The 26,056-nt window shown below is 75.4% G+C and carries 22 protein-coding genes; 5 read left to right on the plus strand and 17 right to left on the minus strand.

Going from position 1 to position 26,056, the window contains the following annotated elements; genetic code table 11:
• Positions 1-138 precede the first annotated feature (138 nt).
• The 13 genes from ACU436_RS33645 to mraZ all read right to left on the minus strand — a co-directional run bounded on the left by ACU436_RS33645 (position 139) and on the right by mraZ (position 15,770).
• The gene (locus ACU436_RS33645) at positions 139-939 is read right to left on the minus strand and encodes a cell division protein FtsQ/DivIB (protein WP_459031089.1); all 801 of its coding nucleotides are present in this window, start codon (positions 937-939) and stop codon (positions 139-141) included.
• Complete coding sequence (gene murC / locus ACU436_RS33650; protein ID WP_459031090.1) at positions 936-2,330, minus strand: UDP-N-acetylmuramate--L-alanine ligase; 1,395 nt, start codon at positions 2,328-2,330, stop codon at positions 936-938. Before murC ends, ACU436_RS33645 begins: the two co-directional genes overlap by 4 nt.
• Positions 2,327-3,445, minus strand: coding sequence for an undecaprenyldiphospho-muramoylpentapeptide beta-N-acetylglucosaminyltransferase (gene murG / locus ACU436_RS33655; RefSeq protein WP_459031091.1), 1,119 nt, complete (start codon positions 3,443-3,445; stop codon positions 2,327-2,329). The genes murC and murG overlap by 4 nt, the downstream gene beginning before the upstream one ends.
• Positions 3,442-4,809: a putative lipid II flippase FtsW gene (ftsW, locus tag ACU436_RS33660; RefSeq protein WP_459031092.1), complete on the minus strand. Its 1,368-nt coding sequence runs from the start codon at positions 4,807-4,809 to the stop codon at positions 3,442-3,444. The genes murG and ftsW overlap by 4 nt, the downstream gene beginning before the upstream one ends.
• Positions 4,806-6,200 (minus strand): UDP-N-acetylmuramoyl-L-alanine--D-glutamate ligase, encoded by a 1,395-nt coding sequence (murD, locus tag ACU436_RS33665; RefSeq protein ID WP_459031139.1) that lies wholly within the window; start codon positions 6,198-6,200, stop codon positions 4,806-4,808. The genes ftsW and murD overlap by 4 nt, the downstream gene beginning before the upstream one ends.
• A gap of 131 nt (positions 6,201-6,331) precedes the next feature.
• On the minus strand, positions 6,332-7,402 hold the full coding sequence (gene mraY / locus ACU436_RS33670; RefSeq protein WP_459031093.1) for a phospho-N-acetylmuramoyl-pentapeptide-transferase: 1,071 nt from the start codon (positions 7,400-7,402) through the stop codon (positions 6,332-6,334).
• A complete protein-coding gene (locus tag ACU436_RS33675; RefSeq protein ID WP_459031094.1) occupies positions 7,399-8,808 on the minus strand; it encodes a UDP-N-acetylmuramoyl-tripeptide--D-alanyl-D-alanine ligase in 1,410 nt (469 codons plus the stop codon). The genes mraY and ACU436_RS33675 overlap by 4 nt, the downstream gene beginning before the upstream one ends.
• Positions 8,809-8,860: 52 nt before the next feature.
• A complete protein-coding gene (locus tag ACU436_RS33680; protein WP_459031140.1) occupies positions 8,861-10,339 on the minus strand; it encodes a UDP-N-acetylmuramoyl-L-alanyl-D-glutamate--2,6-diaminopimelate ligase in 1,479 nt (492 codons plus the stop codon).
• Positions 10,340-10,570: 231 nt separating this feature from the next.
• Positions 10,571-11,431 carry an alpha/beta fold hydrolase gene (locus tag ACU436_RS33685; RefSeq protein WP_459031095.1) on the minus strand — a complete coding sequence of 287 codons (861 nt, stop codon included), beginning with the start codon at positions 11,429-11,431 and terminating at the stop codon, positions 10,571-10,573.
• Positions 11,432-11,445: 14 nt separating this feature from the next.
• Positions 11,446-13,299 carry a peptidoglycan D,D-transpeptidase FtsI family protein gene (locus ACU436_RS33690; RefSeq protein ID WP_459031096.1) on the minus strand — a complete coding sequence of 618 codons (1,854 nt, stop codon included), beginning with the start codon at positions 13,297-13,299 and terminating at the stop codon, positions 11,446-11,448.
• Entirely contained in the window at positions 13,299-14,129 is an 831-nt protein-coding gene (locus tag ACU436_RS33695) for a hypothetical protein (protein ID WP_459031097.1), read from the minus strand. The genes ACU436_RS33690 and ACU436_RS33695 overlap by 1 nt, the downstream gene beginning before the upstream one ends.
• 28 nt (positions 14,130-14,157) lie before the next feature.
• Positions 14,158-15,138, minus strand: a complete 981-nt coding sequence (gene rsmH / locus ACU436_RS33700; protein ID WP_459031098.1) for a 16S rRNA (cytosine(1402)-N(4))-methyltransferase RsmH — start codon at positions 15,136-15,138, stop codon at positions 14,158-14,160.
• 200 nt (positions 15,139-15,338) lie between these two features.
• Positions 15,339-15,770 (minus strand): division/cell wall cluster transcriptional repressor MraZ, encoded by a 432-nt coding sequence (gene mraZ / locus ACU436_RS33705; protein WP_459031141.1) that lies wholly within the window; start codon positions 15,768-15,770, stop codon positions 15,339-15,341.
• A 469-nt stretch (positions 15,771-16,239) separates the two neighbouring features.
• On the opposite strand from mraZ, the gene ACU436_RS33710 reads away from it, so the two are divergent.
• From ACU436_RS33710 to ACU436_RS33720, 3 genes are read left to right on the plus strand one after another with little or no spacing between them, the layout of a single operon-like run.
• Positions 16,240-17,199 carry an AAA family ATPase gene (locus ACU436_RS33710; protein WP_459031142.1) on the plus strand — a complete coding sequence of 320 codons (960 nt, stop codon included), beginning with the start codon at positions 16,240-16,242 and terminating at the stop codon, positions 17,197-17,199.
• A gap of 3 nt (positions 17,200-17,202) precedes the next feature.
• Positions 17,203-18,447 (plus strand): DUF58 domain-containing protein, encoded by a 1,245-nt coding sequence (locus tag ACU436_RS33715; protein WP_459031099.1) that lies wholly within the window; start codon positions 17,203-17,205, stop codon positions 18,445-18,447.
• Positions 18,444-20,822 (plus strand): transglutaminase TgpA family protein, encoded by a 2,379-nt coding sequence (locus ACU436_RS33720; protein ID WP_459031100.1) that lies wholly within the window; start codon positions 18,444-18,446, stop codon positions 20,820-20,822. The genes ACU436_RS33715 and ACU436_RS33720 overlap by 4 nt, the downstream gene beginning before the upstream one ends.
• A gap of 82 nt (positions 20,823-20,904) precedes the next feature.
• Here the strand turns inward: ACU436_RS33720 and ACU436_RS33725 are convergent, their stop codons facing one another.
• Both ACU436_RS33725 and ACU436_RS33730 read right to left on the minus strand, forming a co-directional pair.
• Positions 20,905-21,285: a DUF3040 domain-containing protein gene (locus ACU436_RS33725; RefSeq protein WP_459031101.1), complete on the minus strand. Its 381-nt coding sequence runs from the start codon at positions 21,283-21,285 to the stop codon at positions 20,905-20,907.
• A gap of 384 nt (positions 21,286-21,669) precedes the next feature.
• On the minus strand, positions 21,670-22,431 hold the full coding sequence (locus ACU436_RS33730) for an SAM-dependent methyltransferase (RefSeq protein ID WP_459031102.1): 762 nt from the start codon (positions 22,429-22,431) through the stop codon (positions 21,670-21,672).
• A 75-nt stretch (positions 22,432-22,506) separates the two neighbouring features.
• Between ACU436_RS33730 and ACU436_RS33735 the strand changes: the two genes are divergently transcribed.
• On the plus strand, positions 22,507-23,367 hold the full coding sequence (locus ACU436_RS33735; RefSeq protein ID WP_459031143.1) for a ParA family protein: 861 nt from the start codon (positions 22,507-22,509) through the stop codon (positions 23,365-23,367).
• A 1,050-nt stretch (positions 23,368-24,417) separates the two neighbouring features.
• Here the strand turns inward: ACU436_RS33735 and ACU436_RS33740 are convergent.
• Together ACU436_RS33740 and ACU436_RS33745 are read right to left on the minus strand one after the other, a co-directional pair.
• The gene (locus ACU436_RS33740; RefSeq protein ID WP_459031103.1) at positions 24,418-24,885 is read right to left on the minus strand and encodes an SAV_6107 family HEPN domain-containing protein; all 468 of its coding nucleotides are present in this window, start codon (positions 24,883-24,885) and stop codon (positions 24,418-24,420) included.
• A gap of 34 nt (positions 24,886-24,919) precedes the next feature.
• Positions 24,920-25,225: a hypothetical protein gene (locus ACU436_RS33745; RefSeq protein WP_459031104.1), complete on the minus strand. Its 306-nt coding sequence runs from the start codon at positions 25,223-25,225 to the stop codon at positions 24,920-24,922.
• 215 nt (positions 25,226-25,440) lie between these two features.
• On the opposite strand from ACU436_RS33745, the gene ACU436_RS33750 reads away from it, so the two are divergent.
• Positions 25,441-26,016, plus strand: coding sequence for a GNAT family N-acetyltransferase (locus tag ACU436_RS33750; protein ID WP_459031105.1), 576 nt, complete (start codon positions 25,441-25,443; stop codon positions 26,014-26,016).
• Positions 26,017-26,056 lie beyond the last annotated feature (40 nt).

Raw genomic sequence — 26,056 nt, forward strand, 5'->3', positions numbered from 1 at the left:
TCTCGGTCCAGCAGGCGCGCCGCTGGCGCGCCAGCCCCCAAAGGGGTTGATCTTCAGTGCTGATCTTCCCCTCCGGCCCGCGAGAACGGGCGCGCGGGGGCCGGTCGTCACCATAGCGGGCGACCCGACGACACCCGATCAGCGACGGATCGTCGGGAGGTCCGGACTCGTGACGTCGTAGACGGTGCCGGGCTGGGTGAGGAGCGCGACGAGGGCGGCGGCCTTCTCCTCGTCCCGCTCCGGCGTGCCCCAGCGGACCTCCTTGCCCTCCGCCAGGCGCAACGTGACCTGGCCCGGGGCGCCCGGGGCCGCAACGCTGGCGCCCGCGGTCTCGACCCGCGCGCGCAGGTCGTCGGGCAGGGAGGCGAGCACGGCCACGGCGGCGAGGGTGGCCGGGTCGCCGGAGCGCGGCGTGGTCGTCAGCCGGGGCAGGCCTTCGGCGGGTGCGCCCCGGTAGACCACGCCGGAGCGGTCGACGAGCGCGGGCCCCTGCGCCGTCGAGACCGTCGCCACCGGCATCCGTTCCGTCACCGAGACGGTGACGGTGTGCGGCCACGACCTCCCGACGTGCACCGACTCCACCGGCGGCAGCGCCGCCACCCGCGTGGCCACGGCCTCCGTGTCGACGGCGGCGAGCGGGACCCCGGTCGCCACGGCGGCCGCGGCGAGGACGTCGGCCTGGGACACGGTGGCGGCGCCGGTGACCTCCACGGCCTCGACGTCGAACAGGCCCGCGTCGTACAGCAGCACCCGGGCGCCGAACCCGAGCCCGACGAGGAGGACCACCGCGATCAGCAGGGCGGCGAGGCGGCGCCGCCGGAAACGCTCCTTCGACACCGGACGGCGCGGGACGCGCTCCGGGTCCCGGGGTGGGCGGGCGGCCGGACGGTCGGCAAGCGCGCGGTCCCCGCGCCGAACGCGCTCCGGGCGACCCGTCACCGCGCCCGCCGCTCCAGCTCGAGCAGGATCTCCGGCGCCAGCACGGTGACGTCGCCCGCGCCCATCGTGATGACGAGGTCGCCCGCCACGGCGACCCCCGCCACGACCGCGGGCACGTCCTCCCAGCGGGGCACGAACCGCACCCGCTCGGCCGGGAGCAGCACCGCGTCGGCGATCAGCGCCCCACTCACCCCGGGCTGCGGGTCCTCCCGCGCGCCGTACACGTCGAGCACGACGACCTCGTCGGCGAGCCCGAGCGCGGTGCCGAACTCGGCGGCGAAGTCGCGGGTGCGGGAGTAGAGGTGCGGCTGGAACGCCACCACCACGCGGCCGTGCCCGTCCACCACCTGGCGCGCGGCGCGCAGCTGGGCCGCCACCTTGCTCGGGTGGTGGGCGTAGTCGTCGTAGACCGCGACGCCCGCGGCCCGGCCGCGGAACTCGAACCGCCGCCGCACCCCGTCGAACGCGGCGAGCCCGGCGAGCAGCGCGTCCGGGTCCGCGCCGAGCTCCACCCCGGCGAGCAGGGCGCCCAGCGCGTTGAGCGCCATGTGCTCGCCGGGCACGGCGAGCCGCAGCTGGTGCTCGCGACCGGCGTGGACCAGCACGACGCGGGCGCCGGTGCCGTCCGGACGGAAGTCGAGGAGCCGGGCGTCCGCGGCATCGGAACGTCCGTAGCGACCCACCCGGATGCCGCGCGCCTCGGCACGGGCGGCGAGCGCTTCGGCGCCGGGGTCGTCCACGCAGGTCACGAGCGTCCCACCGGGCACGATCCGGCCCAGGAACTCGTCGAACGCCGCGACGTAGGCCTCCGGGCTCCCGTAGTGGTCGAGGTGGTCGGCCTCCACGTTCGTCACCACCGCCACCGAGGGCGAGAAGGCGAGGAACGAGGCGTCGCTCTCGTCGGCCTCCACGACGAACGCGTCGCCGCTGCCCTCGTGGGCGCCCGAGCCGGACGCGGTGAGGTCACCGCCGATCGCGAACGAGGGATCGAGCCCGCAGTGCTGCAGCGCGACCGTGAGCATCGACGTGGTGGACGTCTTGCCCGCGGTGCCGGTGACGGCGGCGAGGCGCCGCCCCGCGGTGAGCGCCGCGAGCGCCTGCGCCCGGTGCACGACGGGGATGCCGCGCTCGCGGGCGGCGGCGAGCTCCGGGTTGCTCTCCCGGATCGCGGACGACACCACCACGGTGGCGGGCGGCTCCGGCAGGTGCGCCGCGTCGTGGCCGACGGCGACGTCGGCGCCCAGCGCGCGCAGCGCGAGCACGGTGCGGGAGTCCTTCGCGTCCGAGCCGGACACCGCCGTGCCCCTGGCCAGCAGGATCCGCGCGATGCCGCTCATCCCGGCACCCCCGATCCCGATCAGGTGGACGCGCTTCGCGAGCTCGGCACTCATCTGTCCCTCCACGGCGGCAGTACCTCGGTCGCCGGCTCCGGTGCCGCACCGACCAGCTCCAGCACCATCCGGGCGAGCGTGTCGGCGGCGGCGGCGTGCCCGGACGAGCGGGCGGCCGCTCCGGACGCGGCCAGCCGGCGCGGGTCGTGGAGCAGCGGCACGAGCTCGGCGGCCACCCGCTCCCCCGTGAGGTCGGCGTCGTCCACCAGCACGCCGCCACCGGCGGCCACGACGGGGCGGGCGTTGAGCGCCTGCTCGCCGTTGCCGTGCGGCAGCGGCACGTAGACGGCGGGCAGGCCCACGGCCGACACCTCCGCGACGGTCGTGGCGCCCGCCCGGCAGAGCACGGCGTCGGCCGCGGCGTAGGCGAGGTCCATCCGTTCGATGTAGGGCACGCCGAGGTACCCCGGAGCGGGCGGCGCGGGTTCGCCCCCCTTGCCGTGCGCGTGCAGCACCGCGACGCCGGCCCGAAGCAGCTCGGGCAGCGCGGCCGCGACGGCCGTGTTGAGCGTGCGCGCGCCGAGCGAGCCGCCGAACACGAGCAGCACCGGCCCCTGTGGCGGCAGCCCGAAGAACTGCCGGGCCTGGGCGCGCAGCCCCTGCCGGTCCAGGCCCGTGATGGACCGCCGCAGCGGCATCCCCACCACCCGCTCGCCGGGCAGCCCGGTGCCCGGCACCGCCACCGCGACGATGTCGGCGAAGCGGGCACCGACCTTGTTGGCCAGGCCGGCGCGGGCGTTCGCCTCGTGCACGACGATCGGGACGCGCCCGCGGGCGCCCAGGTAGGCGGGCAGCGCGACGTAGCCGCCGAACCCGACCACCACCTGCGCGCCGGTGCCGGTGAGCACCTCGCGCACCCGCGAGACGGCGCCGCGGACCTTGCCCGGCAGGCGCAGCAGGTCGGCGGTCGGCCGGCGCGGCAGCGGCACCGGCGGGATCAGCTCGAGCGGGTAGCCGCGGGCCGGGATCAGGGTGGTGTCCAGGCCCTTCTCGGTGCCCAGCGCGGTGATGCGCGCGTCCGGGCGCAACGCGCGCACCGTGTCGGCGAACGCGAGCGCGGGCTCGATGTGCCCGCCGCTCCCCCCGCCCGCGACGACGATGGACGGGCCGGTCACCGCACCCGCCCGCGCTGGACCGGCGCCCGGTACGGCTGGGGCGGCGGCAGCCTCAGCAGCCGCGCGATGCTGCTCTGGTGCTGCTTGAGCGCCGCGATGGCCTCGGGTTCGTGCCGCGCCGCGTTGGCCAGCACCCCGAAGACGAACATGGTGACCACGAGGGACGTGCCTCCCGAGGAGATCAGCGGGAGCTGCAGCCCGGTCACCGGCAGCAGCCCCACGACGTACCCGATGTTGATGGCGGCCTGGGTGACGAGCCACGTCGTGGACGTCGCCACCACGAGCCGCAGCCACGGGTCGGCGCTGCGCGCGGCGATCCGGAAGCCCGTGTAGGCGAGCGTGGCGAACAGCGCCAGCACGGCGAACGCCCCGATGAAGCCCAGCTCCTCGGCCACGATCGCGAAGATGAAGTCGTTGTGGGCGTTGGGCAGGTAGCTCCACTTGGCGCGGCCCTGCCCGAGGCCCTGCCCGAAAAGCCCGCCGTCGGCGAGCGAGTACAGCGCCTGCTGCGCCTGGAAGCCGGCCGCCTGCGGGTCGGCGTTCTCGGGGTGGAGGAAGGCCGTGATGCGGCTCATCCGGTACTCGGCGGTGAGCGCGAGCGCCACCGCCCCGGCCGCCGCGCCGCTGGAGAGGGCGAGGATCAGCCGCATCGGCGCGCCGCCGAAGTACAGCAGCGCCACGAGCACGACGCCGAGCGAGATCGTCATGCCCAGGTCGGGCTGCAGCACCAGCAGCGTCAGCAGCACCACCGTGACCGGCACGACCGGTGACAGCGCGTACTTCCAGCGGTGCATGACGGCCTTGCGGGCCACGAGCACGTGCGCACCCCACAGGGTGAGCGCCACCTTCACCGCCTCGGACGGCTGCACCGAGAACGCTCCGAGGGCGAACCAGGCCCGCGACCCGTTGCGGGTGTCCCCGACGAACAGCACCGCGACCAGCGCCAGCACGCCGACGACGAGCGCGGCGGGGGCGAGCGAGCGCAGCCGGCGCGGGGAGATGCACAGCCCGAGCCAGAACATCAGCAGGCCGGGCCCGCAGAACATCAGCTGGCGGGTGAACACCGAGTACGACGACCCGTCCGCGGTGAGCGACTCCACCGACGACGCCGACAGCACCATGACCAGCCCGAACAACGTCAACAGGCCGAAGACGCCGAGCACGAGGTGCAGCGACGTGAGGGGGCGGCGCAGCCACTGGCCGAGCGCCGCGGCCGTGCGGCCGATCGCGAGCCGGAGCGCGTTCGGCCGCACCGCGATGCGCCGCGCCACCGCCGTCCTCGCCCCACCGCCCCGCGACGCGGTCCTGGACGCCGCACGCACGCCCCGGCCCCGCTCCCCGCCCCGCGGCAACGGCACGGTCATGGCGCCGTCCCCAGCGAGGTCGCCGCCTCGGCGAACCTCAGGCCGCGCTCGGCGTAGTCGGCGAACTGGTCCATCGAGGCCGCGGCCGGAGCGAGCAGGACGACGTCGCCGGGCCTTGCGAGGGCAGCGGCCCGCCGGACTGCGGTCGTCATGACGTCGGTCGGCATGGTGGCATCGTCGCCCGGCACGACCTCGACGACGGGGAGGTCGGGCGCGTGTCGCGCGAGCGCGGCGATGATCTCGGCCCGGTCGCTGCCGATCACGACGGCGCCGCGGAGGCGGCGGGCGTTCCGCGCGACGAGGTCGTCGACGGAGGCGCCCTTCAGCAGCCCGCCCACGACCCACACGATCGGAGCGGGGGCGTGCGCGGCGAGCGACGCGGCGGCAGCGTGCGGGTTGGTGGCCTTGGAGTCGTCGACGTACCGCACCCCGCCCGCGGTGGCGACCACCCCGCCGCGGTGCGGGCCGGGCCGGAAGTCGTCGAGGCCGGCGCGGACGGCGTCCGGCCCGACGCCCACGGCCCGGGCGAGTGCGGCGGCCGCGAGCGCGTCGGCGATACCCGGGGCACCGGCCGGGTGCACGGCGGCCGCCTCGACGAGCCGCCCGCCGTCCGGGTCGTCGCAGAAGGCGCGGTCCACGAGCATCCCGTCGACCACCCCCAGCTGGCCGGGCGCCGGTTCGCCGAGGGTGACGCCGATCCGCCGGGGCGCGGGCGCCGCGGCGAGCAGCGCAGCGGCCGCGGGGTCGTCCACCCCGGCGACGGCGACGTCCGCCCGCAGCGCCCCGGCCTTCGCGGCCGCGTAGGCGGCGAACGAGCCGTGCCAGTCGAGGTGGTCGTCGGCCACGTTGAGCACGCACCCGGCGTACGGCCGGATCGACGGCGACCAGTGCAGCTGGAAGCTGGACAGCTCCACGGCGAGCACCTCGTGGCCCGCGCGTACCGCCGCGACGACCGGGTAGCCGATGTTGCCGCAGGCCACGGCGTCGCGGCCGGCGGCGCGCAGCATCGCCGCGAGCATGCCGGTGGTGGTGGTCTTGCCGTTGGTGCCGGTGATCGCGAGCCACGTCGGAGGATGCTCCCGCGCCTGCGCGAGCCACCAGGCGAGCTCCGGCTCCCCCACCAGCGGGGCGCCGGCCGCGGCGGCCGCGGCGACCAGCGGGTGGTCCGGGCGGCGCCCCGGGGAGGTGACGACGAGCGCGGTGCCTGCGGGCACGCCGTCCTGGTCGTCCCCGGGCTCGGCGCCCGGCGGGAGGTCGGCCAGCGCGGCCGGACGGGCGTCGGTGACGGTGACCCGCGCCCCGACCCCGACGAGCGCCTCGGCCGCGGCGAGCCCGGACACCCCGGCCCCGGCCACGAGCACCGGTGCGCCGGCCAGGTCCTCGGGCGTCATGGTGCGGTTCACGCTCCCGGGGGTCGGTCGGATTGCAGCAGAGCCACTTTCATGCCATCTCGTTGCGTGGAAGTGGCTTTGCTGCAACGAGAGAGCGCGGCGCGCCCGGGAGATTACCCCGGGCGGCGTGGTCAGCCGCCGCCCGCGGCCGTGAGCCACTCCTGGTAGAAGAGGCCGAGGCCGAGCGCGGCGCACATGGCCGCGAGCAGCCAGAACCGGATGATCACCGTGGTCTCGGCCCAACCGGCGAGCTCGAAGTGGTGGTGGAAGGGCGCCATCCGGAAGACGCGGCGGCGGGTGGTGCGGAACACCGCGATCTGCACGGCCACCGACAGCACCTCCACCACGAACACCCCGCCGATCACCACGAGCAGCAGTTCGGTGCGCGTGACGATCGACAGCCCGGCGATCAGCCCGCCGATGGCGAGCGAGCCGGTGTCGCCCATGAAGATCCGGGCGGGGGCGGCGTTCCACCAGAGGAACCCGATGCAGCCGCCCATCGCCGCGGCCGCGACGAGCGCGACGTCGAGGGGGTCGCGCACCTGGTAGCAGCCCGCGGCGCTCGCGATCGCGCAGTTGTTGCGGAACTGCCAGAACCCGATGATCGTGTACGTGGCCAGCACGATCGCCCCGGTGCCGGCCGCGAGCCCGTCGAGGCCGTCGGTGAAGTTCACCGCGTTCGACCAGCCGGCGATGATGAGGTTGGCGAGCAGCACGAAGCCGATGGCGCCGAACGACAGCACCGTGATGTCGCGTACGAACGAGAGGCTGTCCGAGGCCGGGGCGAGCCCGTCGGCGTTGGCGAACCGCAGCGCGAGGATGCCGAAGATCGTGGCGGTGAGCACCTGGCCCACGGTCTTCGAGGTCTTGTTGAGGCCGAGGTTGCGGGCCCGGCGCAGCTTGATGAAGTCGTCGAGGAAGCCGACGATGCCCAGCGCCGTGGTGAGGAACAGCACGAGCAGCGCGGACGCCGTGATCGGCTCGCCCGTCAGCAGGTGCGAGATCACGTAGCCAAGCCAGATCGCGAGCAGGATCGCGACGCCGCCCATGGTGGGGGTGCCGCGCTTCGACTGGTGGCTCTGCGGCCCCTCGGCCCGGATCTCCTGCCCGAACCCCTGCCTCGCGAAGAACCGGATGAGGTAGGGGGTCAGCAGGATCGAGACCGCGAGCGCGACGCCTGCGGCGATGAAGACACCTCTCACCGGGGCACCGGTCCCGGCGCGCGCAGCAGCCCCTCGGCCACCCGTTCCAGCCCGGCCGCGCGGGACGCCTTCACCAGCACGACGTCACCCGGCCCGGCCTCGGCCCGCAGCAGGTCCACGGCCTCGTCCACGTCGGAGGTCCGGCGGGCTCCCGGGTAGTCGGCGGTGTCGACCGCGACGAGCCGGTCGATGCCCAGCTTGCGGGCCAGTGCCGCGACCTCGGCGTGGGCGGCGACGGTCCCGTCGCCCTGCTCGGCCATCCGGCCCAGCACCGCCCACGTGCGCCGGTTGCCCGCGCCGAGCGCGGCGAGGGCGGACAGCGCGGCCCGCATCGACTCGGGGTTGGAGTTGTAGGCGTCGTTGACGACGGTGAGCCCGTCCGCGCGGTCGGTGACCTCCATCCGCCACCTCGACGCCGGCTCCGCGGCGCTCAGGGCCGCGGCGACGCCCTCCGGCGTGCCGCCGAGCTCCAGTGCGACCGCCGCGGCGGCGAGCGCGTTGCCCACGTGGTGCTCGCCCACGAGCCGCAGCGTCACGGGGGCGCGCCCGGCGGGGGCCACCAGGGTGAAGCGGGCCCGCCCGCCGTCGAGGCGCACGTCCTCGGCGCGGACGAGGGCATCGCCCCGCCCGACGGTCACCACCCGCGCCGCCGTGCGGTCGGCCATCGCGGCGACGAGGGCGTCGTCGGCGTTGAGGACGGCCACGCCGTCCGGGGGCAGCGCCTCCACCAGCTCGCCCTTGGCCTGCGCGATCGCCGCCACCGAGCCGAACTCGCCGACGTGCGCGCGCCCGACGTTGAGCACGACCCCGATCCGCGGCCGGGCCACGGCGGCGAGCCGCGCGATGTGCCCCGCGCCGCGGGCGGAGAGCTCGAGCACGAGGTGGCGGGTGTCGGGGCCGGCGCGCAGCACCGTCCACGGCAGGCCGAGCTCGTTGTTGAACGACCCCGGCGGCGCGATCGTGGGCCCGAGCGGGGCGAGCACGGCGGCGAGCAGGTCCTTCGTGGAGGTCTTTCCGGAGCTGCCGGTGACCCCGACGACGGTGGTGGCCGGCAGGGCCCGCACCACGTGACCGGCGAGCGCCGCGAGCGCGGCCAGCACCGCGGCACCCGCGCCGTCGTGGTCGCTCTCGTCGAGGTAGGTGCCCGCCTGCCGGGCCACCGGCGGCGCGATGACGGCGGGCGCATCGACCTCGCGCCCGGCGAGCACCCCCACGGCGCCGGCCGCCATCGCGGCGGCGGCATAGCAGTGTCCGTCGACCCGCTCGCCCGGCAGGGCGACGAACAGGCCGCCCGGAGCGATCGCGCGCGAGTCGAACTCGACGGCGGTGACCCGCTCGTCCCCTGAGGCCCGGTGGAGGCGCCCACCGGTGACGGCGGCAACATCGGCCAGCCGCATCTCGATCATGCTCTCTTCCTGCTCATCGAGCGTATCCGATCATCCGTGGGCACAGGCCTCGCTACCGCGTGCCCTGCAGCGCGGCGCTGAGGGCCGCCGCCACCTCGGCGGCGTCGTCGAAGGGGTGTTTGACGCCGGCCACCTCCTGGCCCGTCTCGTGCCCCTTCCCGGCAACGACGACGGCGTCCCCCGGTTGCGCACAGGCCACCGCGGCCGCGATCGCGGCTCGCCGGTCACCGATCTCCATCAGGTCGCCCGCGCCCGGCTCGGCCCGCGCCCCGGCGAGCATCTCCGCCCGGATCCCGGCCGGGTCCTCGGTGCGCGGGTTGTCGTCGGTGACGACGAGCAGCTCCGCGCGCGCCGTGGCGGCGGCGCCCATCATCGGGCGTTTGCCGCGGTCGCGGTCGCCACCGCAGCCCAGCACGACGATCAGCCGGCCCGGCACCTGCGGGCGCAGCGCGTCGAGCAGCGCGGCCACGGCGCCGGGCTTGTGGGCGTAGTCGACGATCGCGAGGAACGGCTGTCCCTCCTCGATCCGCTGCATCCGCCCGGGCACCGCCACGCCGGCGAAGCCCTCGGCGGCCACCGCGGCGGGAACCCCGACGGCGTCGAGGCACGCGAGCGCCACCACGGCGTTGGCCACGTTGAACGCCCCGGGCAGCTGCAGCCGCACCGGCAGCTGCGCGCCGTCGGGGGCGACGGCCGTGAACGTCTGGGTGCCGTCGGGGCCGGTGCGCACGTCGACGCCGCGCCACGCCGCGGGCCCGGCGATGGACACGGTGACCGCGCCCGGGGTGCGGGCGGCCAGCCGCCGCCCCCACTCGTCGTCGACGCAGACGACCGCGTGCCCCGCCCGGCCGTCGAAGAGCGCGGCCTTGGCCTCGAAGTAGTCCTCCATGTCGCGGTGGAAGTCCAGGTGGTCCTGCGACAGGTTGGTGAAGGCGGCCACGGCGAACCGGGTGCCGCCCACCCGGCCCATGGCGAGCGCGTGGCTGGAGACCTCCATCGCCACGTCGGTGACGCCGTCCTCGGCCATCACGGCGAACAGCGCCTGCAGGTCGGGCGCCTCCGGCGTGGTGAGCGCGGCGGGCAGGCGCCTGCCGTGGATGCGCGTACCGACGGTGCCGACGAGCCCGGTGGCGCGGTCCGCGGCCGCGAGCCCGGCCTCGAGCAGGTGCGCCGTGGTGGTCTTGCCGCTGGTGCCGGTGACGCCGATCACGCGCAGGCGCGCCGTCGGGTCGCCGTGGACGCGCGCGGCCAGGACACCGAGCACCTCACGCGGGCGCGGGTGCACCAGGAGCGGGACCCCGGCGAGCGCGGGCCGCCGGGCGCCTGCCGGGTCGGTGAGCACGGCCACCGCACCCCCGGCGACGGCCACGGCGGCGTAGTCGGCCCCGTGCGCGCGGGTGCCGGGGAGGGCGGCGAACAGGTCGCCGTGGCGCGCGTCGGATGCCCGCAGCGTGACGCCGGTGACGGTCGCCGCGCCGCTCGCCGGCACCCCGATGGCGGCGCCGAGCACATCGAGCGTCACCGGGCGCACCACCCGCGGACGCGGCGGTGCGCCGGCCGGGGAAGGAGGGGCTTCGCGCGCGGGTGACACGTCGCGGAAGGCTACCGGCGCGCCACCCGGCGCCCCTGCGCGCACCGCCCGCGCGTCACCCGTCCGCGCGCCGGACGGCCCAGCGTGCGCGTCCGTCGGCACGAACGCGCACGGAGCGTGATCCGCGCAGGGTCCGCGGGCCCTCGCCGACCGCACAGCGCGCGCAGCGGGTCATCGATCGGAGGTGTGCCCCAGGACCTCGGTCACCAGGACGTCCCACACCTGCGGCGGCGGCATCTGGTGGCCCATCCCCCGCAGCGGGACCAGCCGGGCACCGGGGATCTCCGCCGCGAGCGCCTCCCCGTGGCCGTACGGGAAGAGCGGGTCGGCCGTGCCGTGCAGCACCAGCGTGGGCGCGGCGATGGTCCCGATCCCGGCCTGCACCGAACGCCCCGGCTCGGCGATCCAGTGGTTCTTCCACGCGGCCGCCATGTCCGGAGTGCGGTCGAAGGCCCGGCGGACGATCGCGGCCAGCCGCTCCTCGTCCGCGGGCAGCGTGCCTGCGAACACCCGCTCCTCGGCGACGACGTAGGAGATCACCGCCTCGCGGTCGGCCCAGTCGGGCTCGGAGGCGGGCTGCGCGAACGACGCCTGCACCGCCTCGGTGGACGGTGGCAGGTCGTCCCACGACACGCTCGCCGGCCCGCCGATCGACGTGGCGACGAGCGTGAGCGTCCGGACGCGGCCCGGGTGCTCCACGGCGGCGCGCTGCGCGATCGCCCCGCCCGACGAGACGCCGATCAGGTGCGCCGAGGCGATCCCGAGGCCGTCGAGGACGCGCAGGACGTCCTCGGCGAGGTCGACGCCGTCGTAGCCGGGCTTCCCGGCGGGCCACTGCGCCGAGCGGCCGGTGTCGCGGGGGTCGTAGCGGATGACGTACCGCCCGCCGGCGGCGAACCGCGCGCACAGCTCGTCGTCCCAGAAGTCCATGGAGCCCGAGTTGCCCCCGACGAGCAGCAGAGGGGGATCGGAAGGCGCCCCGATGCCCTCGACGCAGAGCGTGACCTCTCCGTCCCGGACGAACCGCTCCATGCCGCCCCCAGGCCCTACGGCAGCTGCAACATCTGCACCGGCTGCGGTTCGTCGCTCACCGGCAGGCGCTCGCGCTGAGCTATGTAGGTGGCGATGTCGTGGAACAGCGGCGCCGCGCTCGTACCCGGGTCGGGGGCGTCGAGCATGATCGCGATGACGTACCGCGGGTTCTCGGCGGGCAGCATCCCGGCGAAGTTGATCCAGTGCAGCTGCGAGGAGTAGCAGCCGCACGCCGGGTTCACCTGCTGCGCGGTGCCGGTCTTCCCGGCCACCACGTACCCCGGCACCGCGGCCTGGTGGCCGGTGCCGCGCTGGCCGTGCGCGTCCTGGGTGACGGCGGTGAGCATCGTCCGCAGGGTGGCGGCGGTCTCGGGCGAGATCACCCGCACGGGCGCGGGCGGGGGTGGGGTGACCTTCACGCCGTCCGGCCCGGTGGTGCCCTCGACGATCCGCGGCGGCACCCGTACCCCGTCGTTCGCGACGACCTGCAGCATCTCCGCCATCTGCAACGTCGTGATCGTGAGGCCCTGCCCGATGGGCAGGTTGCCGAACGTCGAACCCGACCAGGACGACCGCGGCGGCACCTGACCCGGCTCCTCGCCGGGCAGGCCCACGTCGGTGCGCTGGCCGAGGCCGAAGCGGGCGAGCATGTCGGCGAAGCGCTCCTCCCCCACCCGCTGAGCCGTCATGATCGTGCCGACGTTCGAGGACTTCGCCAGCACACCGGTCAGCGTGAAGCGCTCGGTGCCGTGGTCCCACGCGTCGCGGATGGTGCGGTCGGCGACGTGGATGCTGCCCGGCACCGTCAGGATGTCGTTCGGGCCGGCGACGCCGTACTCCAGCGCCGCGGCCATCGTGACGACCTTGTTCACCGACCCCGGTTCGAACGTGTACTGCACGGCCGTGTTGCCCAGCTGGTCCGGCGACGCGTGGGACAGGTCCCGCGGATCGAACGTCTGGCCGTTCGCCATCGCCAGGACCTCGGCGGTGCGCGCGTCGAGGACCACGGCCGACGACGTCGGGTCCGCGCCCGTGCGTTGCACGTAGTCGGCGAGCGCCTGTTGCACGGTGTACTGCAGGTCGGAGTCGAGGGTGAGCTGCAGGTCCGAGCCCTGCACGGCGGCCCGCTCGAAGCGGGTGCTCCCCGGGATGACGGCGTTCGAGTTCTCCGCCGTGTCGACGACGCGCAGCCCCTCGAAGCCGGCGAGCAGGTTGTCCTGGGAGCTTTCGAGGCCCACGCGGCCGGTGAGCTTGCGCTCGTCGGCGTTCCAGGTGGCGGCGCCGACGACGTTCGCGGCGAGGCTGCCGCCCGGGTACTGCCGGTCCTCGCGCCGCTCCTCCGCGATCTCGGGGAACCGGTCCCGCAGGGCGCGCGCGACGTCGGGCGTGACGAGCTTCGCGAGCACGACGTAGCCGCGGTCGCTGGTGATCAGGCCGAGCAGCTCGCCCTGGTCCTGCCCGGTGGCCTGGGCGACCGCCGCCGCCATCTCGGCGGCGTAGCGGGGGGTGTCGGGCCCGCGGGTCTGGGCGATCATCCGCGGGTTCGTGACGAGGGCCCGCGCGTCGACGCTGAACGCGAGCGGCTCGCCGGTGCGGTCCAGGATCGCGCCGCGCTCGGCCGGCAGCCGGATGTTCGTCGTCGACTGGCGCTGCGAGGCGGCGCTCAGCTCGCCCGCCTCCACGGTCTGGACGACCACGAGCTTGAGCGTCGCGACCGCCAGCACCACCACGAGCAGCACCCGGCCGATCCGGAGCCTGCGCGCGCCCAGCACGGCCTGGTCGGGCGGGCGCCGAGGCGCGGACGGCCTCGGCGACGACTGCTGGCGGGCCGCGCCGGCGGCCCGGGGCCGGGGCGGGGCCGTCGGCATCAGCCGGCGTCCGTCGCGCCGCCGTCCGCGCGGGCCTCGGTGCCCCGCCCGGCGTCCTGGCCGGTGTCCTCGCCGCCGTCGGTGTCGGCATCCGCCGCACCCTGCCCGGACTCGTCGTCACGGGCGCCCTCGGCCGGGGTGTCGCCGTCCACCGCGGGGGTCCCGGCCTCCTCGGTGTCGGAAGCGGCGAGCCGCGCCGAGTCGCCCGGGGACGCGCCGGCTTCCGGAGTCGTGCCCTCGGGGGTCGTGCCCTCGGGGGTCGCGCCGTCGGCCGCGGGTGGTTGCGTGCCCTCGGGTGGCGCCGGCGGGGCAGGCGGTGGCGGGGCGACCGCGGCCCGCGGCTGCCCGACGACCTCCACCCCACCGTCCGCCGCCACCACGAGCCGCGCCGGGTCCCGCACCGGGACCATGCCCAGGTCGCCCGCGCGACGGGCGAGCTCCGGCGCCGACGCGAGCACGGCGACGTCCTGCTTCAGCCGCTCGGCCTGCTCGCTGAGCACCCGGGCATCGGCGGTGGCGTCCTGGAGCCGGTACGAGTCGGCCGCGGCCGCCGTCGACAGCCACAGCGTGGCCACGAGCCCGGCGGCGAGCAGCACCATGATCAGCAGCACGAACTGCGGCCGACCTGCGGGGGCCGCGGTGCGTTCCGGACGCACGCCCGCGCCGCGGCGCGCCCGCTCGTCGCGGCCCGCGTACGCCTTCCTCCGCCCGCCTGCCGCCGGATCGGCGGTGGGCGCGACGGGGGCGGCAACGGCGCCCCGCTGCGCCGGGATCGCCGCGGTGCGGCCCCGGACGGCGGTGCGCCCGCGCTCGGCGACTGGAGCACTCATGACACCACCACTTCCTGCTGCTGGACCGTCACGCCGCCTCCCGGATGCGTTCGGCGGCACGCAGGCGGACCGGGGCCGCCCGCGGGTTCTCGCTGATCTCCTCCGCGCTCGCCTGCTCGGCCCCTCGGGTGAGCAGGCGCAGCTCGGGCCCGTGCCCGGGCAGCTCGACGGGCAGGTCCACCGGCGTGCGGGACGACGCCCGGGCCGTGAGCTCCCGCTTCACCATGCGGTCCTCCAGCGAGTGGTAGGCGAGCACGACGATCCGGCCCTCGACGGCGAGCGCGTCGACGGCCGCGGGCAGAGCGGCACGCAGCGCGTCCAGCTCGCCGTTGACCTCGATGCGCAGCGCCTGGAACGTGCGCTTCGCCGGGTGGCCGCCGGTGCGCCGGGACGCCGCGGGAACCACGTCGTAGAGCAGCTCGACGAGCTCGGCGCTGCGCCGAAGCGGCGCCTCGACCCGCCTGCGGGCGACGGCGGCGGCGATCCGGCCCGCGAACCGCTCCTCGCCGTACTCACGCAACACCCGGGCGAGCTGCGGCACCGGGTACGAGTTGAGGACCTCGGCGGCCGTGGGCCCCGTGGTGGGATCCATCCGCATGTCGAGGTCGGCGTCGCGCGAGTAGGAGAAGCCGCGCTCGTCGGCGTCGAGCTGCAAGGACGAGACACCGAGGTCGAACAGCACGCCCTCGACCCGGGGAAGCCCCAGTTCTCCGAGCACGTCGGCGATGCGGTCGTACACGGCGTGCACGAGGTGGATCCGGTCGGCGTGGGCGGCGAGCCTGCGCCGGGCCACGGCGAGCGCGTCCGGATCCCGGTCGAGCCCCACCAGCGTGAGCCGGGGGTGCTCGGCGAGGAGCGCGGCGGCGTGCCCGCCGAGGCCGAGGGTGGTGTCGACGAGCACCGCGGGCCGGTCGGCGAGCGCCGGCCGCAGCAGTTCGGCGACCCGGGGCAGGGCCACGGGGACGTGTCTGGCCCCAGCTGGCCCGCCCTCGTGGTCGTGCTGCCCCACCGCACACCTCCCTGCCCCGTGTCGCCGCCCCCACGCCCCCGCGTCGGTCGGCCGGTCCGTTCCGGCCCGTTCGATCCGGTCGATCCGGTGATGCCTCCACCCGGCAGACCTGGCACCGGGGAAGGTGCGCCAGGGCTACCGGGTGGGGGCACCGCCGAGTCGATGTCACCCACTGCTGCTCGCCTCGTGCGTCCTCGTGCTCAGATCAGTCCGGGGAGCACCTCCTCCTGCGCTTTCGCGTAGGTGTCCTCGTTCTGGTCCTGGTACCGCTGCCAGGCCTCGGCGTCCCAGATCTCGGCGCGCGTGAACGCGCCGATCACCACGCAGTCCTTCGCCAGCCCCGCGTAGCGGCGCAGCTCGGGGGTGATGGCGATGCGACCCTGGCCGTCGGGGTTCTGCTCGTCGGTGCCGGAGAAGAGGTTGCGCTGGAAGACGCGGGCCGACTCGCTCGTCAGCGGCGCGGATGCGACCTTCTGCGCGAGCTCCGTGAAGGCGTCGCGCGTGAACACGTACAGGCAGTGGTCCTGCCCCTTCGTGATCATCAGCCCGCCTCGCAGCTCGTCGCGGAATTTCGCGGGCAACGTGAGCCGCCCCTTGTCGTCCAGCCTTGGGGTGTAGGTGCCGAGGAACACCGGCCCCACCTCCACCTGCGGCCCCGTTGTGCCCCAGCGATCACCACATTACCCCACTTCGCCCCACCGTCAACTCCGACAACCGCTCACCGTCCGGGAAAAGAGAGGGAAAACCCCTGGTCAGGTGAGGTGGGGCAAGGTGGGGGACCACCCGCTCGCGCGACGGTTGGCGGCCACGGACGGTGAGCGGCCGCCCCTCCAAGGCCTGGATTCAGGCTGCTACTGCTCGCTCCCCGCCACCCGTACGGCGCACGGAGAGCGCACAGACGGACGAGGTGGGGCAGAGTGGGGAAGCTTTGCGACACCCCATCGAGGGGAGCCGCGAGCAACCGTTTGACAGACTGGACACGCGTCTCGCCCCAGGGGACGCGTGAGAAGACCACGGAGGAGGGCACGTGGCCATGCTTGCGAGGTCACCGGAGGAGCACTCGTGACCGCGACGAGCAGCCGTCCCGGGCTGGACGGCGACATGGGTCCTGGGCTCGGTGACGTGGCGGAGCTGTGCGGCCGGATCGCGGGGAACGTCCAGCGGGTCATCGTCGGCAAGCCCGACGTGGTGCGCGTCGCCCTGGTCGCGCTGCTCGCCGAGGGGCACCTGCTCGTCGAGGACGTCCCGGGGGTCGGCAAGACGTCCCTCGCGAAGGCGCTCGCGCGATCGATCGACTGCTCGGTGAGCCGCGTGCAGTTCACCCCCGACCTGCTGCCGGGCGACATCACCGGTCTGTCGGTGTTCAACCGGCAGACGGCGGAGTTCGAGTTCCGACCGGGCCCGGTCTTCGCCAACATCGTGATCGCCGACGAGATCAACCGCGCCTCCCCGAAGACGCAGTCGGCGCTCCTCGAGTGCATGGCCGAGCACCAGGTCACCGTCGACGGCGCCACCTACGCGCTCGCGAGCCCGTTCATGGTCGTGGCCACGCAGAACCCGGTGGAGATGGACGGCACCTACCCACTCCCCGAGGCCCAGCGCGACCGGTTCACGGCACGGGTCAGCGTCGGCTACCCCGACCCCGCGGCCGAGCTCGCGATGGTCGACGAGCACAGCGCGGCCGACCCGCTCGACATGCTGCGACCGGTCACCGACGCCCGCCGCCTGCGCGCGGTGATCGACGCCGTCCGCCGCGTGCGGGTCGGGCCGGAGGTGCGCCAGTACTGCGTGGAGCTCGTCGGCACCACCCGCCGCATCCCGGACGTCCGGCTGGGCGCGTCCCCCCGGGCCACCCTGCAGCTCGTGCGCACCGCCCGCGCCCAGGCCGCGCTCGCCGGCCGCGGCTTCGTGGTGCCCGACGACGTGCAGGCCGTGGCGGTACCGGTGCTCGCCCACCGCCTGATGCTCACCCCCGACGCGCTGGCGTCCCGCCGCTCCGCCGTCGACATCGTCCGCAGCCTGCTCGGCCGTCACCCGGTACCGGCGCCCCGGGGCGGCTGACGCGTGGGTCCCGGCGGACGTTTCTCCGGCCTCACGACCCGCGGGCGCTGCCTGCTCGCGGGCGGCGGCGCCACCTCGGTGTGCGCCGTCATCCTGGACGAGCGTGACCTCCTGCGCGTCGGCGTGTTCGTGGCGGTGTTGCCGCTGCTCGCGCTGCTGCTCGCGTCGCGCACCCGCCGAGCGGTCCGGGCCGAGCGCACGCTCGAGCCGCCGCGGGTGTCGGTCGGTTCCTCCGTCGACGTCGAGCTCCAGCTCGAGGGCGGCCCGCTGCTCGGCGCGCTGCGGCTGGTCGACGCCGCGCCCGACGCCGCGGGGCCGCAGGCCGACGCCCCGCCGAGGTTCACGGTGCACCGGCTCTCCAGCCGCGGCACCGCCACCCTGACCTATCCCCTGCAGCCGTTGTTGCGCGGCGTGCACCGGGTCGGCCCGCTCACCGGCACCGCCACCGACCCGCTCGGGCTCGCCGAGTTCGACCAGGAGCTCGCGGAACCGCAGCGGCTGGTGGTCCTCCCCCGCGTCGTGCCGCTGCGTGGCGTGCCACCCGCGATGGGCGCCGGTGAGGGCACGGCGGGCGCCGCGCTCAGCCATCAGGGTCAGGGCGCCACCGACGTGCTGGTCCGGCCCTACCGGCAGGGCGACGAGCTGCGCCGGGTGCACTGGCGCAGCTCGGCCCGGCACGACGACCTGATGGTGCGGCTCGAGGAGCGGCCGTGGCGCGGCGGGATGGCCCTGCTGCTCGACCGCCGCGATGCCGCCCACCGCGGGCGAGGCGTCGACTCGAGCCTGGAGTTCGCGGTCAGCCTCGCCGCCAGCGTGTGCGTGCACCTCTTCGCGCGCGGCGAGCCGGTCACCCTCGTCACCGAGGACGGCGTCGAGCTCACGCCACCGGGCTCGGCATCCGGGCGTGAGCAGATGCTCGACGCGCTCGCCGGCCTCCGGCCGTCCGCCCGCAACGATTTCGGCGGGCCGGAGCTCACCGCGGGCACCGAGGTGCTCGCCGTGCTGGGGGCGGTCACCCCCGGCGAGGTCGACGCGCTGGCCACCCGCCACCCCGGTGGGGGCCACGCGGTGCTCTGCGACACCGCGACGTGGGACCCCGCGGGCGGCCGCAGCTCCGCCGTCGAGAGCACGTCCGCGCTGCGGCGCGCCGGCTGGCACGTCGCGGTCGCCACCGCGGCGATGACCCCTGGCCAGGTCTGGGACCAGCTGGTCGCCGGCGCCTCACCCACCTTCGCGGGGCGGCGATGACGCGATCCACCACCCCGCCGTCGCGGCCGGATCCCGCACCCGCGAAGCGCCCCCCGGCCGAGACCGCGCAGGCACCCCGCCGGCGCAGGCCCGCCCCGGCCACCGAGACACCGCAGACACCGCCCGACCCACCCGCCGCACCGAAGCCGACCGCACCCGAACGCCGGGTGCCCTGGCTCGCGACGCTCGCGTCCGGCTTGGCGGTGCTGCTCGCCGGCGGGCCGGTCACGGCCGTCGTCCAAGGCACCTCCTGGATCGGGTACGCGCTCGCGGCCGTCGCGGTCGTGGTCGGCGCCGGCCTGGTGCTGCACCGCTTCGGGCCGATCGTCACCGTGATCGGCCAGTGCGTCGGGGTGCTCCTGGTCGTCACGATCTTCTTCGGCGACGGCGCGCTGCTCGGGTTCCTTCCCGGACCCGGCGCGTTGAGCCACCTCGGCACGCTCCTCGGCGGTGCCGGCCAGCAGATCAACACCAGTACGGCGCCGGTCGCGGCCACCCCGGAGATCCTCTTCCTCGTCACGGTCGCGTTCGGGCTGCTCGCGGCCGGTGTGTACGTGGCGGCGGTGCTCGCCCGCGCCCCCGCCGCGGCCGGGGTGCCGCTCCTCGCGGTGTTCGCGGTGCCGGCGGCGTTGGCCGACCAGCTCCTGCCGTGGTGGGCGATGGCCGGCGCCGCAGCCGGGTTCGGCCTGCTGCTGGTGGCCGCGGGAGGGTTGCACAGCCAGCTCACGGGGGGCACAGCGCTCGTGGCCGGGGCCGTCGTCGTGGCGCTCGGCATCGGCCTCGTCACGCCGTTCATCGGCACGTCCGGACGGTTCGCAGGCGGCGGTGGGAGCGGGCAGACGGGATCGATCGGCCTCACCCCGTTCGCGGCGCTGCGCGGGCAGCTCGAGCAGACCACCCCGGCGGAGCTGTTCGAGGTCCGCGGCCTCACCCGCCCCACCTACATGCGCGCGCTCACCCTCCGGCAGTTCATCCCGGACCAGGGGTGGGAGGCCACCCGCCCCGCGCCCGGCATCCCGCTCCCCGGGCCGGTGCAGCAGCAGCCCGACGTGCCGGGCGACTTCGTCGACGTCGACATCACCAACCTCGCCTTCCGCGACTACTGGCTCCCGCTCTACGGCGAGCCGATCGACGTCGCCGACCTGCCCGAGACGCAGTGGCTGTACGACGCCGCCAGCGGCACCGGCTACACCGGGCGTCCCCGGCAGGAGGACGGCTGGCGGCAGCGCGCGGTGCTGCCGACCCCGTCGATGCAACAGCTGCGCGCCGCCCAGGGCATCGACGGTGTGGGCCTCGAGTACCTCGACACCACCGGCGTCGACCCGCGCGTCGGCCAGATCGCGAAGGAAGTCATCGGCAACGCCGGGCCGGGGTTCGACCGCGTGTTCGCGATCCAGAACTGGTTCGCAGGCGCCGGGTCGGAGTTCACCTACAGCCTCCAGACCGCACCCGGCTCCGGTGACGACGCCCTCGTCGAGTTCCTCACGGTCGGCAAGACCGGCTACTGCGAGCAGTTCGCCTCGGCGATGGCCGTGATGCTGCGGACGGTCGGCGTGCCCGCGCGGGTCGCCATCGGCTTCACGGCCGGCACGGACGAGGGCGACCACCGCACGATCAGCACGTCGGACGCCCACGCGTGGGTCGAGGCCTGGTTCCCCGGCGTCGGGTGGACGGCCTTCGACCCCACCCCGCTCACGGACGGCCGCCGGATCGACCCGCCCTACGTGGAGGAGGCCGAGGCCGAGCTGTCCAGCCAGGAGAGCGCCCCGGCCGAGGACGCGCCCGCACCCGACCCGCTGCCCGGGGAGGACCAGGGCCCCGAGCCCAGCACGCCCGAGCCGACCCAGCCGGACGCGGCGCCGTCCGTCGAGTCGCCGGGCGTCGACATCCCGGTCTGGCCGTTCATCGCGGCGCTGCTGGCCGTTCTGGCCGCGCTGATACCGGCCACGATGCGGATCCGCGACCGCAGGCGACGTCTCGCCGCCGTGGCCCGCGGCGGCCCGGAGGCGGCCGGCGCGGGCTGGGACGAGCTCCTGGCGGAGTCGACCGACCGCGGCGCCGACACCCCGCCGAGCGACACCGTTCGGTCCGCCGCCCGCCGCCTCGTGCGCGAACACCACCTCGAGCCGGACGCGCAGCAGGCCCTGCGCCAGGTGATCGGCGCGGTCGAGTCGAGCTGGTACGGCGGCACCCACCCCGGTGCGGGTGAGCTGGACGAGCCGGTGCGGGCCGTCGCGGCCGGCATCTCGGCCGGGAGCGGGCTCTCGCTGCGAGGCCGGATGCTGCCCCGGTCGGTGGTGCAGCGGGTGCGGGAGCGCCGGTCTCGGGCGCGGGCCGGTGGCCGCTCCGAGTCCGAGGCGATCACCTCGCGCTGAACACCGCGGCACCGAACAACACCGCGGACCCCACACATACCGGAGCCGGGATGTGTGGGGTCCGCGGAGTGCGTGCTGCGGGTTATTCCTGCTCGAAGCGGCGGCGGAAGCGCTCTTCCATCCGGCCGGTGAAGCGGTTCTTGTCGGGCTCGGCGTTCTTCGCCGGCGCTGCCTGGCCGCTCTTGCCCACGGAGGTGACCGCGAGTACGGCGCCTCCGAGCATCATGAGGAACCCGACCACGCTCAACACCGGGAAACTTCCCAGCCACAGCGTGGGCACGGCGACGCCGACGACGAGCAGCACGAGACCCACGACGAACAGGGCCACGCCCTGGAGGCGACGGCGGCGTGTTGGCTTGCGCAACCGCCCACCGCGCACGGTCGACGCGAACTTGGGGTCCTCGGCGTAGAGAGCGCGCTCGATCTGTTCGAGCAGCCGCTGCTCGTGCTCGGAGAGGGGCACGGCTTCACCTCCGGCACTGTTCATCCTGTCGGGTCATATTCCATGGTGCCGGAACGACGCGACGAGCGCCCAGGCTGGGCGTCTGATGATGAGGATACGAGCCTGAACGCCCGCCGACTACCCGGACTCGTCGAGCGGACGGGTCGATCTTTCCGGATCACCGGATGCGCACCGTGAACACAGCACCCCCGGAGCCCTCCGGCCGGCATCCCCGCAGGTGTGGGAGCCGCGAACGGATCAGGCGGCGGCGCCATACACCCCGCGTGCCTACTCCGTCACATCGAGTCGGCGAGGCGCAACGATCTCGTGCCGCGACCGTGACCACACTGTGATCAGCTCCGCGGCGTCGACGAACGGTGTGCCCGATGCGCCGAGCAGCAGGCGTCAGGTGCGGCGGGCCAGGGCGTGCAGGCGGGCGGCGACGTCGAGCAGGGGCGGAGCGGCGGCCGCGAGATGCTCCAACTCGGCGACCTCCCGCGTGGCGGCCGGGCCACCGTCGCGCACGGAGCCGGGGATCCAGCCCTCCAGCACCCCGTCGCCCTGCAGGACCTCGACCCGCAGGGTGCCGGCGGATTCCAGCAGCGCGCGCAGCGTGCCCGCGTCGAGGCGCCTGCGCAGCGCGTCGCCGGGCCCGAGCCGCCCGTCCGGGTCGACCAGCAGTGACCGGGCCTCGGCGAGCCTGCCGGCGAGGGTGCGGGCCAGCACTGCGGCGTACCGGCCGGGGACGAGCACGGAGACGGCGCCGCCCGCGGCGGCGGCCGTGGCGAGGGCCGACACCGCGGCCGCGGCGTCGTCGACGACCTCGAGCAGCCCGTGGCCGAGCACCAGGTCGGCCCCGCCGGCCGGGGCGACGTCGGCGAGCGCGTCCACGTCGCCCTGCACCGGGGTGACGAGTTCGTGCACGCCCGCGTCGCGGGCCCGGCGGTGGAGGGCGGCGAGCGCGTTCGGGCTGTTGTCGACGACCGTGACCGCGCAGCCGAGACGGGCGAGCGGCACCGCCCACGCGCCGCTGCCGCCGCCGACGTCGAGCACGCGAGGTGTCCGCCCCGGTCTGCGGTCGAGGACGCCGGTGATCTCGGCCGCGAGGGCGCGGTGCACCGGGCCACCGTCCACGCCGACGACCTCGGCCGTCGGACCACTCACCATGCGAGCCTCACGGCGGCAGCCTAATGCCCCTTGCCGGGGGACTGGGCCTCACCTGAAGGAGGTAGGTTGATCGCCGTGCTGGTGGTGGCCACATTGAGCTTGAAGGGCGGGGTCGGCAAGACCACCGTCGCACTCGGGCTGGCCGGTGCGGCGCTGCAGCACGATGTGCGCACGCTGGTGGTGGACCTCGATCCTCAGGCCAATTCGACGATCGCCCTCGACACGGCGCCGACCACGGCCACCGTGGCCGACGTGCTGGACGAGCCGCGGCGGTCGGTGCTGCACGGCGCGATCGCACGGAGCGGGTGGGGCGACGGCCTGGACGTGCTCGTCGGCGCCGAGCAGACCGAGCGGCACAACCATCCCGATCCCAGCCCCAAGCAGCTGGACCAGCTGCGACGGGCGCTGCACCGGCTCGTGGACACCGACGGCCTGCTCGGGGACGGCATGGCGGGCGGCGCGGACCAGCCGTACCAGTTGGTGATCATCGACTGCCCGCCGTCGCTGGGGCAGCTCACCCGCAGCGCGCTCGCGGCGGCGCACCGCGCCGTGCTGGTGACCGACCCGACGATGTTCGCGGTGTCGGGGGTGCAGCGCGCGTTCGACGCCGTGCAGACCGAGCGCCAGCGCGGCAACCCCGACCTGCAGCCGCTCGGCGTGCTGATCAACCGGGTGCGGCCGCGCAACACCGAGCACGAGTTCCGGATCAGCGAGCTGCGGGAGCTGTTCGGCCCGCTGGTGCTCACCGGGGTGCTCCCCGACCGCTCTGCCATCCAGCAGGCCCAGGGCGCCTGCATGCCCATCCAACGCTGGGACACCCCGGGTGCCCGGGAGGCCTCGGCGGTGTTCACCGTCCTGCTGGGCCGGGTGCTGCGCAGCGACCGCCGGCGGGACCCGGCGGCCGACGCGGTGGTCGCACCGCCCGGCATCCACTGACCGGCTCCGCGCAATTTCATCCACACGCTCGGCGTAGACGTGAGCGGGCTCCGACCAAGATCGAAAACCGCTGATGTCTACCTCGTCCGCGTGGACAACCAGCCGACGACACCGGTGATCGCCCCGGGTGTCGCAGCGGTGCGTCTCTCGTGGGCGCGCCCGGTCACCTCGGGACGGCATGCTCGCCACACCCGCCTGGGTGGTCGCGGCCGGCAGCTGGGTTGGATCCGTCCGGTGCGCCGGGGTGGGTGGCCGGCTTGGGTTCACTACCGTCCCCCGGGGTGACGTGGGCGGCCGTCCCCGACGTGGGGGCACGCCCGCCTGTGGACGAGACCGTCACCGCCGGGTGCCCACGCCACTATCCTGTGGTCCCGAATCACCGCACCGACCGACCGCCCAGAGCTGCGTGCCGTCCCGGGGCACCGCCTTCGAGTTCCCCAGCGAGCAGTGACTCAATGCCGAGCCGGTGGACGGGTCGGGGTCGGTTCCGCAGAACGCACCCGGACTCTCACCGAGGCCGTGGAGTGTGTGGCGACGGGACCACCGGATGGTCCGCGCGCACCCGGCAGGAACGGGCTCGTCCAGAACCGGCGTGCCCCCACGTCGGGACGGCCGCAAACGCAACCCCAGGATCCGGTAGTGCACCCAACCCAGCCAGCCACCCACCCCAGGCGACGGGATCGACGAACCGGAGAGAACACACGCGAGGCCCGCGACGCGAGGCGGGGCACGCAGCGACCGGCCGGGTACGGCTCGCCCACCGCAGCGGAACCGCGATGATCGATCCGACCAGCACCCAGCGGCGGCCGCAACCACGCTGAGGTGCGACTCGCAGCGCCTGATCAGCCCGACCAGTGCACCAGCGTGGTCGCCGCGACCGTGACGTACTGCTCGCCGCAGCCGGCCCGCCCGGCGGGCGGGCGGGGTGCCGCGTTCCGCGGAACATCCCGCGGCGACCATGATCGACGAGTGCGGTCACAGAGCCGCACCGGAGCGGCCTGAGAACCGCATGCGCTGATCGAGCCCGCCGAATTCGGGGCCCCAGCCGTCTCAGCGCACCGGCACCGAGGCCGTGACCATGCCGACGAACTGCTCGGCCTGGCGCAGCATGTCGTCGGCGTCGCGCCGCCCGACGAGCCGGGCGATGCCCGCCTCCGCCGCCGCCCGGGTGGCCGAGCAGGACGAGAAGAACGCCGCCCACTCGGCGAACTCCGGCGCCACCTCCGCGAGCAACCCCCAGACGTTGCGGGTGGCGCCGCGCCGGGGCTGGGGGCGCGCCCGGATCGCGAGCACCGCCGCCCCCGCCCGGAGCGCCGCGAGGTAGGCGGCCGGGTAGCGGAGCAGCGGCTCCTCGGTGCCGTGGGCCTCGGCGAGGCCGTCGGCGGCCTGGCGCAGCAATCCCAGCGCCGCGCGCGACGTGGGGGCGGCGACCGGGCGGGGACCGGTTCGCGCGTGCGTGGGCCCCGCGCGCTGCGGTGCGCGCGGGGCGGGCACTCGTGCCGTGGTGGTGATGGTCATCGTCGGCTCCTCCAGGCCTCCCGGCCACGTCTTCTCAGTCGGCAACCCGCACGAGGTCCCACACGCCGGGGCCGGCGCGCATGCGCAGCACGAACTCCCGGGCGGGTGCCTCCGGCTCGCCCGCCGACCGGGCCACCACCCGCCAGCAGCGCAGCCGGTCGCCCCCGACCGGCATGGGCGACGGGAACGGCCACGGGGACTCCTCGATCCACCGCTCGCGGACGTCGGTGATCAGGTAGCGCGGACCGCGGCGCGTCGGCCTGCGCTGGAACTCGACGGGCTCGCCGTCCTGCCACCGCACCTGCACGGGCGTCGGCTGCCGGGAGCCGAACAGACTCATCGGACTCATCGCAGTCCCTCACTCACCGGCATACGCTCCTCCCGACCGGCAGGTTCGCCGCACCCGGCGGCGGGGCGCTTCCCCCGCCCCACCCACCGGGCGCGTCGAGATCGAACACATGTTCGATCGATGTCCAGTGAAGCGCGCCGCGGCCTCCACGTCAAGTCCGGGCCACCGCGGTGTGCCTGCGGCCCCGGACGTGGTGTGATGGACGGGTGACCAGGGCTCCGGCGCGCCAGCTCGTGCGGCTCGGGCCGGACGACCTCGCCGACCGGCTCACCGAGGCACTGCACGTCTACGTCTCCGCGATGGGTTATCCGCCGAGCACCGCGCGCCATCGCCGCACGTTGTGGCTCGAACACGTCCGCAGGCCCGGCTGGCGCGCGGTCGGCTGGCTCGACACCGCGGATTCCCTGGTCGGCATCGCCTACGGCTACGCGGGCGGGCCGGGCCAGTGGTGGTACGAGGAGGTGCGCCGCGGCCTCGCCGCCGCGGGCCCGGAGGCCCAGCTCTGGCTGCAGGACTACTTCGAGCTCACCGAGCTGCACGTCCGCCCCGACGTGCAGGGTCGCGGGCTCGGCGAGTCGTTGCTGCGCGCCCTGCTCGCCGACGTCCCGAGCACGCGGGTGCTGCTGTCCACGCCGGAGTACGGCGTCGACGCCCCCGGCCGCGCGTGGCGGCTGTACCGGCGCGCGGGGTTCCTGGACGTCCTGCGCCAGCACCGGTTCACCGGCGACGCACGCCCGTTCGCCGTGCTCGGACGGACCCTCCCCCTCCGGCCGTCCCCCTGACGCCGGCCCTTACCGCACGAACGCCCCGGTCGTGCGGGCG

The organism is Pseudonocardia wallangbongensis (assembly GCF_054486945.1).

Coding starts and splice junctions, on each gene's coding strand:
- ACU436_RS33695 (WP_459031097.1), bottom strand. CDS start 14,129: ATGAGTGCTCCAGTCGCCGAGCGCGGGCGCACCGCCGTCCGGGGCCGC.
- ACU436_RS33745 (WP_459031104.1), bottom strand. CDS start 25,225: ATGAGTCTGTTCGGCTCCCGGCAGCCGACGCCCGTGCAGGTGCGGTGG.
- ACU436_RS33690 (WP_459031096.1), bottom strand. CDS start 13,299: ATGCCGACGGCCCCGCCCCGGCCCCGGGCCGCCGGCGCGGCCCGCCAG.
- ACU436_RS33730 (WP_459031102.1), bottom strand. CDS start 22,431: ATGGTGAGTGGTCCGACGGCCGAGGTCGTCGGCGTGGACGGTGGCCCG.
- ACU436_RS33740 (WP_459031103.1), bottom strand. CDS start 24,885: ATGACCATCACCACCACGGCACGAGTGCCCGCCCCGCGCGCACCGCAG.
- murD (WP_459031139.1), bottom strand. CDS start 6,200: ATGACGCCCGAGGACCTGGCCGGCGCACCGGTGCTCGTGGCCGGGGCC.
- ACU436_RS33675 (WP_459031094.1), bottom strand. CDS start 8,808: ATGATCGAGATGCGGCTGGCCGATGTTGCCGCCGTCACCGGTGGGCGC.
- ACU436_RS33720 (WP_459031100.1), top strand. CDS start 18,444: ATGACGCGATCCACCACCCCGCCGTCGCGGCCGGATCCCGCACCCGCG.
- murC (WP_459031090.1), bottom strand. CDS start 2,330: ATGAGTGCCGAGCTCGCGAAGCGCGTCCACCTGATCGGGATCGGGGGT.
- ACU436_RS33685 (WP_459031095.1), bottom strand. CDS start 11,431: ATGGAGCGGTTCGTCCGGGACGGAGAGGTCACGCTCTGCGTCGAGGGC.
- ACU436_RS33710 (WP_459031142.1), top strand. CDS start 16,240: ATGGGTCCTGGGCTCGGTGACGTGGCGGAGCTGTGCGGCCGGATCGCG.
- ftsW (WP_459031092.1), bottom strand. CDS start 4,809: ATGACCGTGCCGTTGCCGCGGGGCGGGGAGCGGGGCCGGGGCGTGCGT.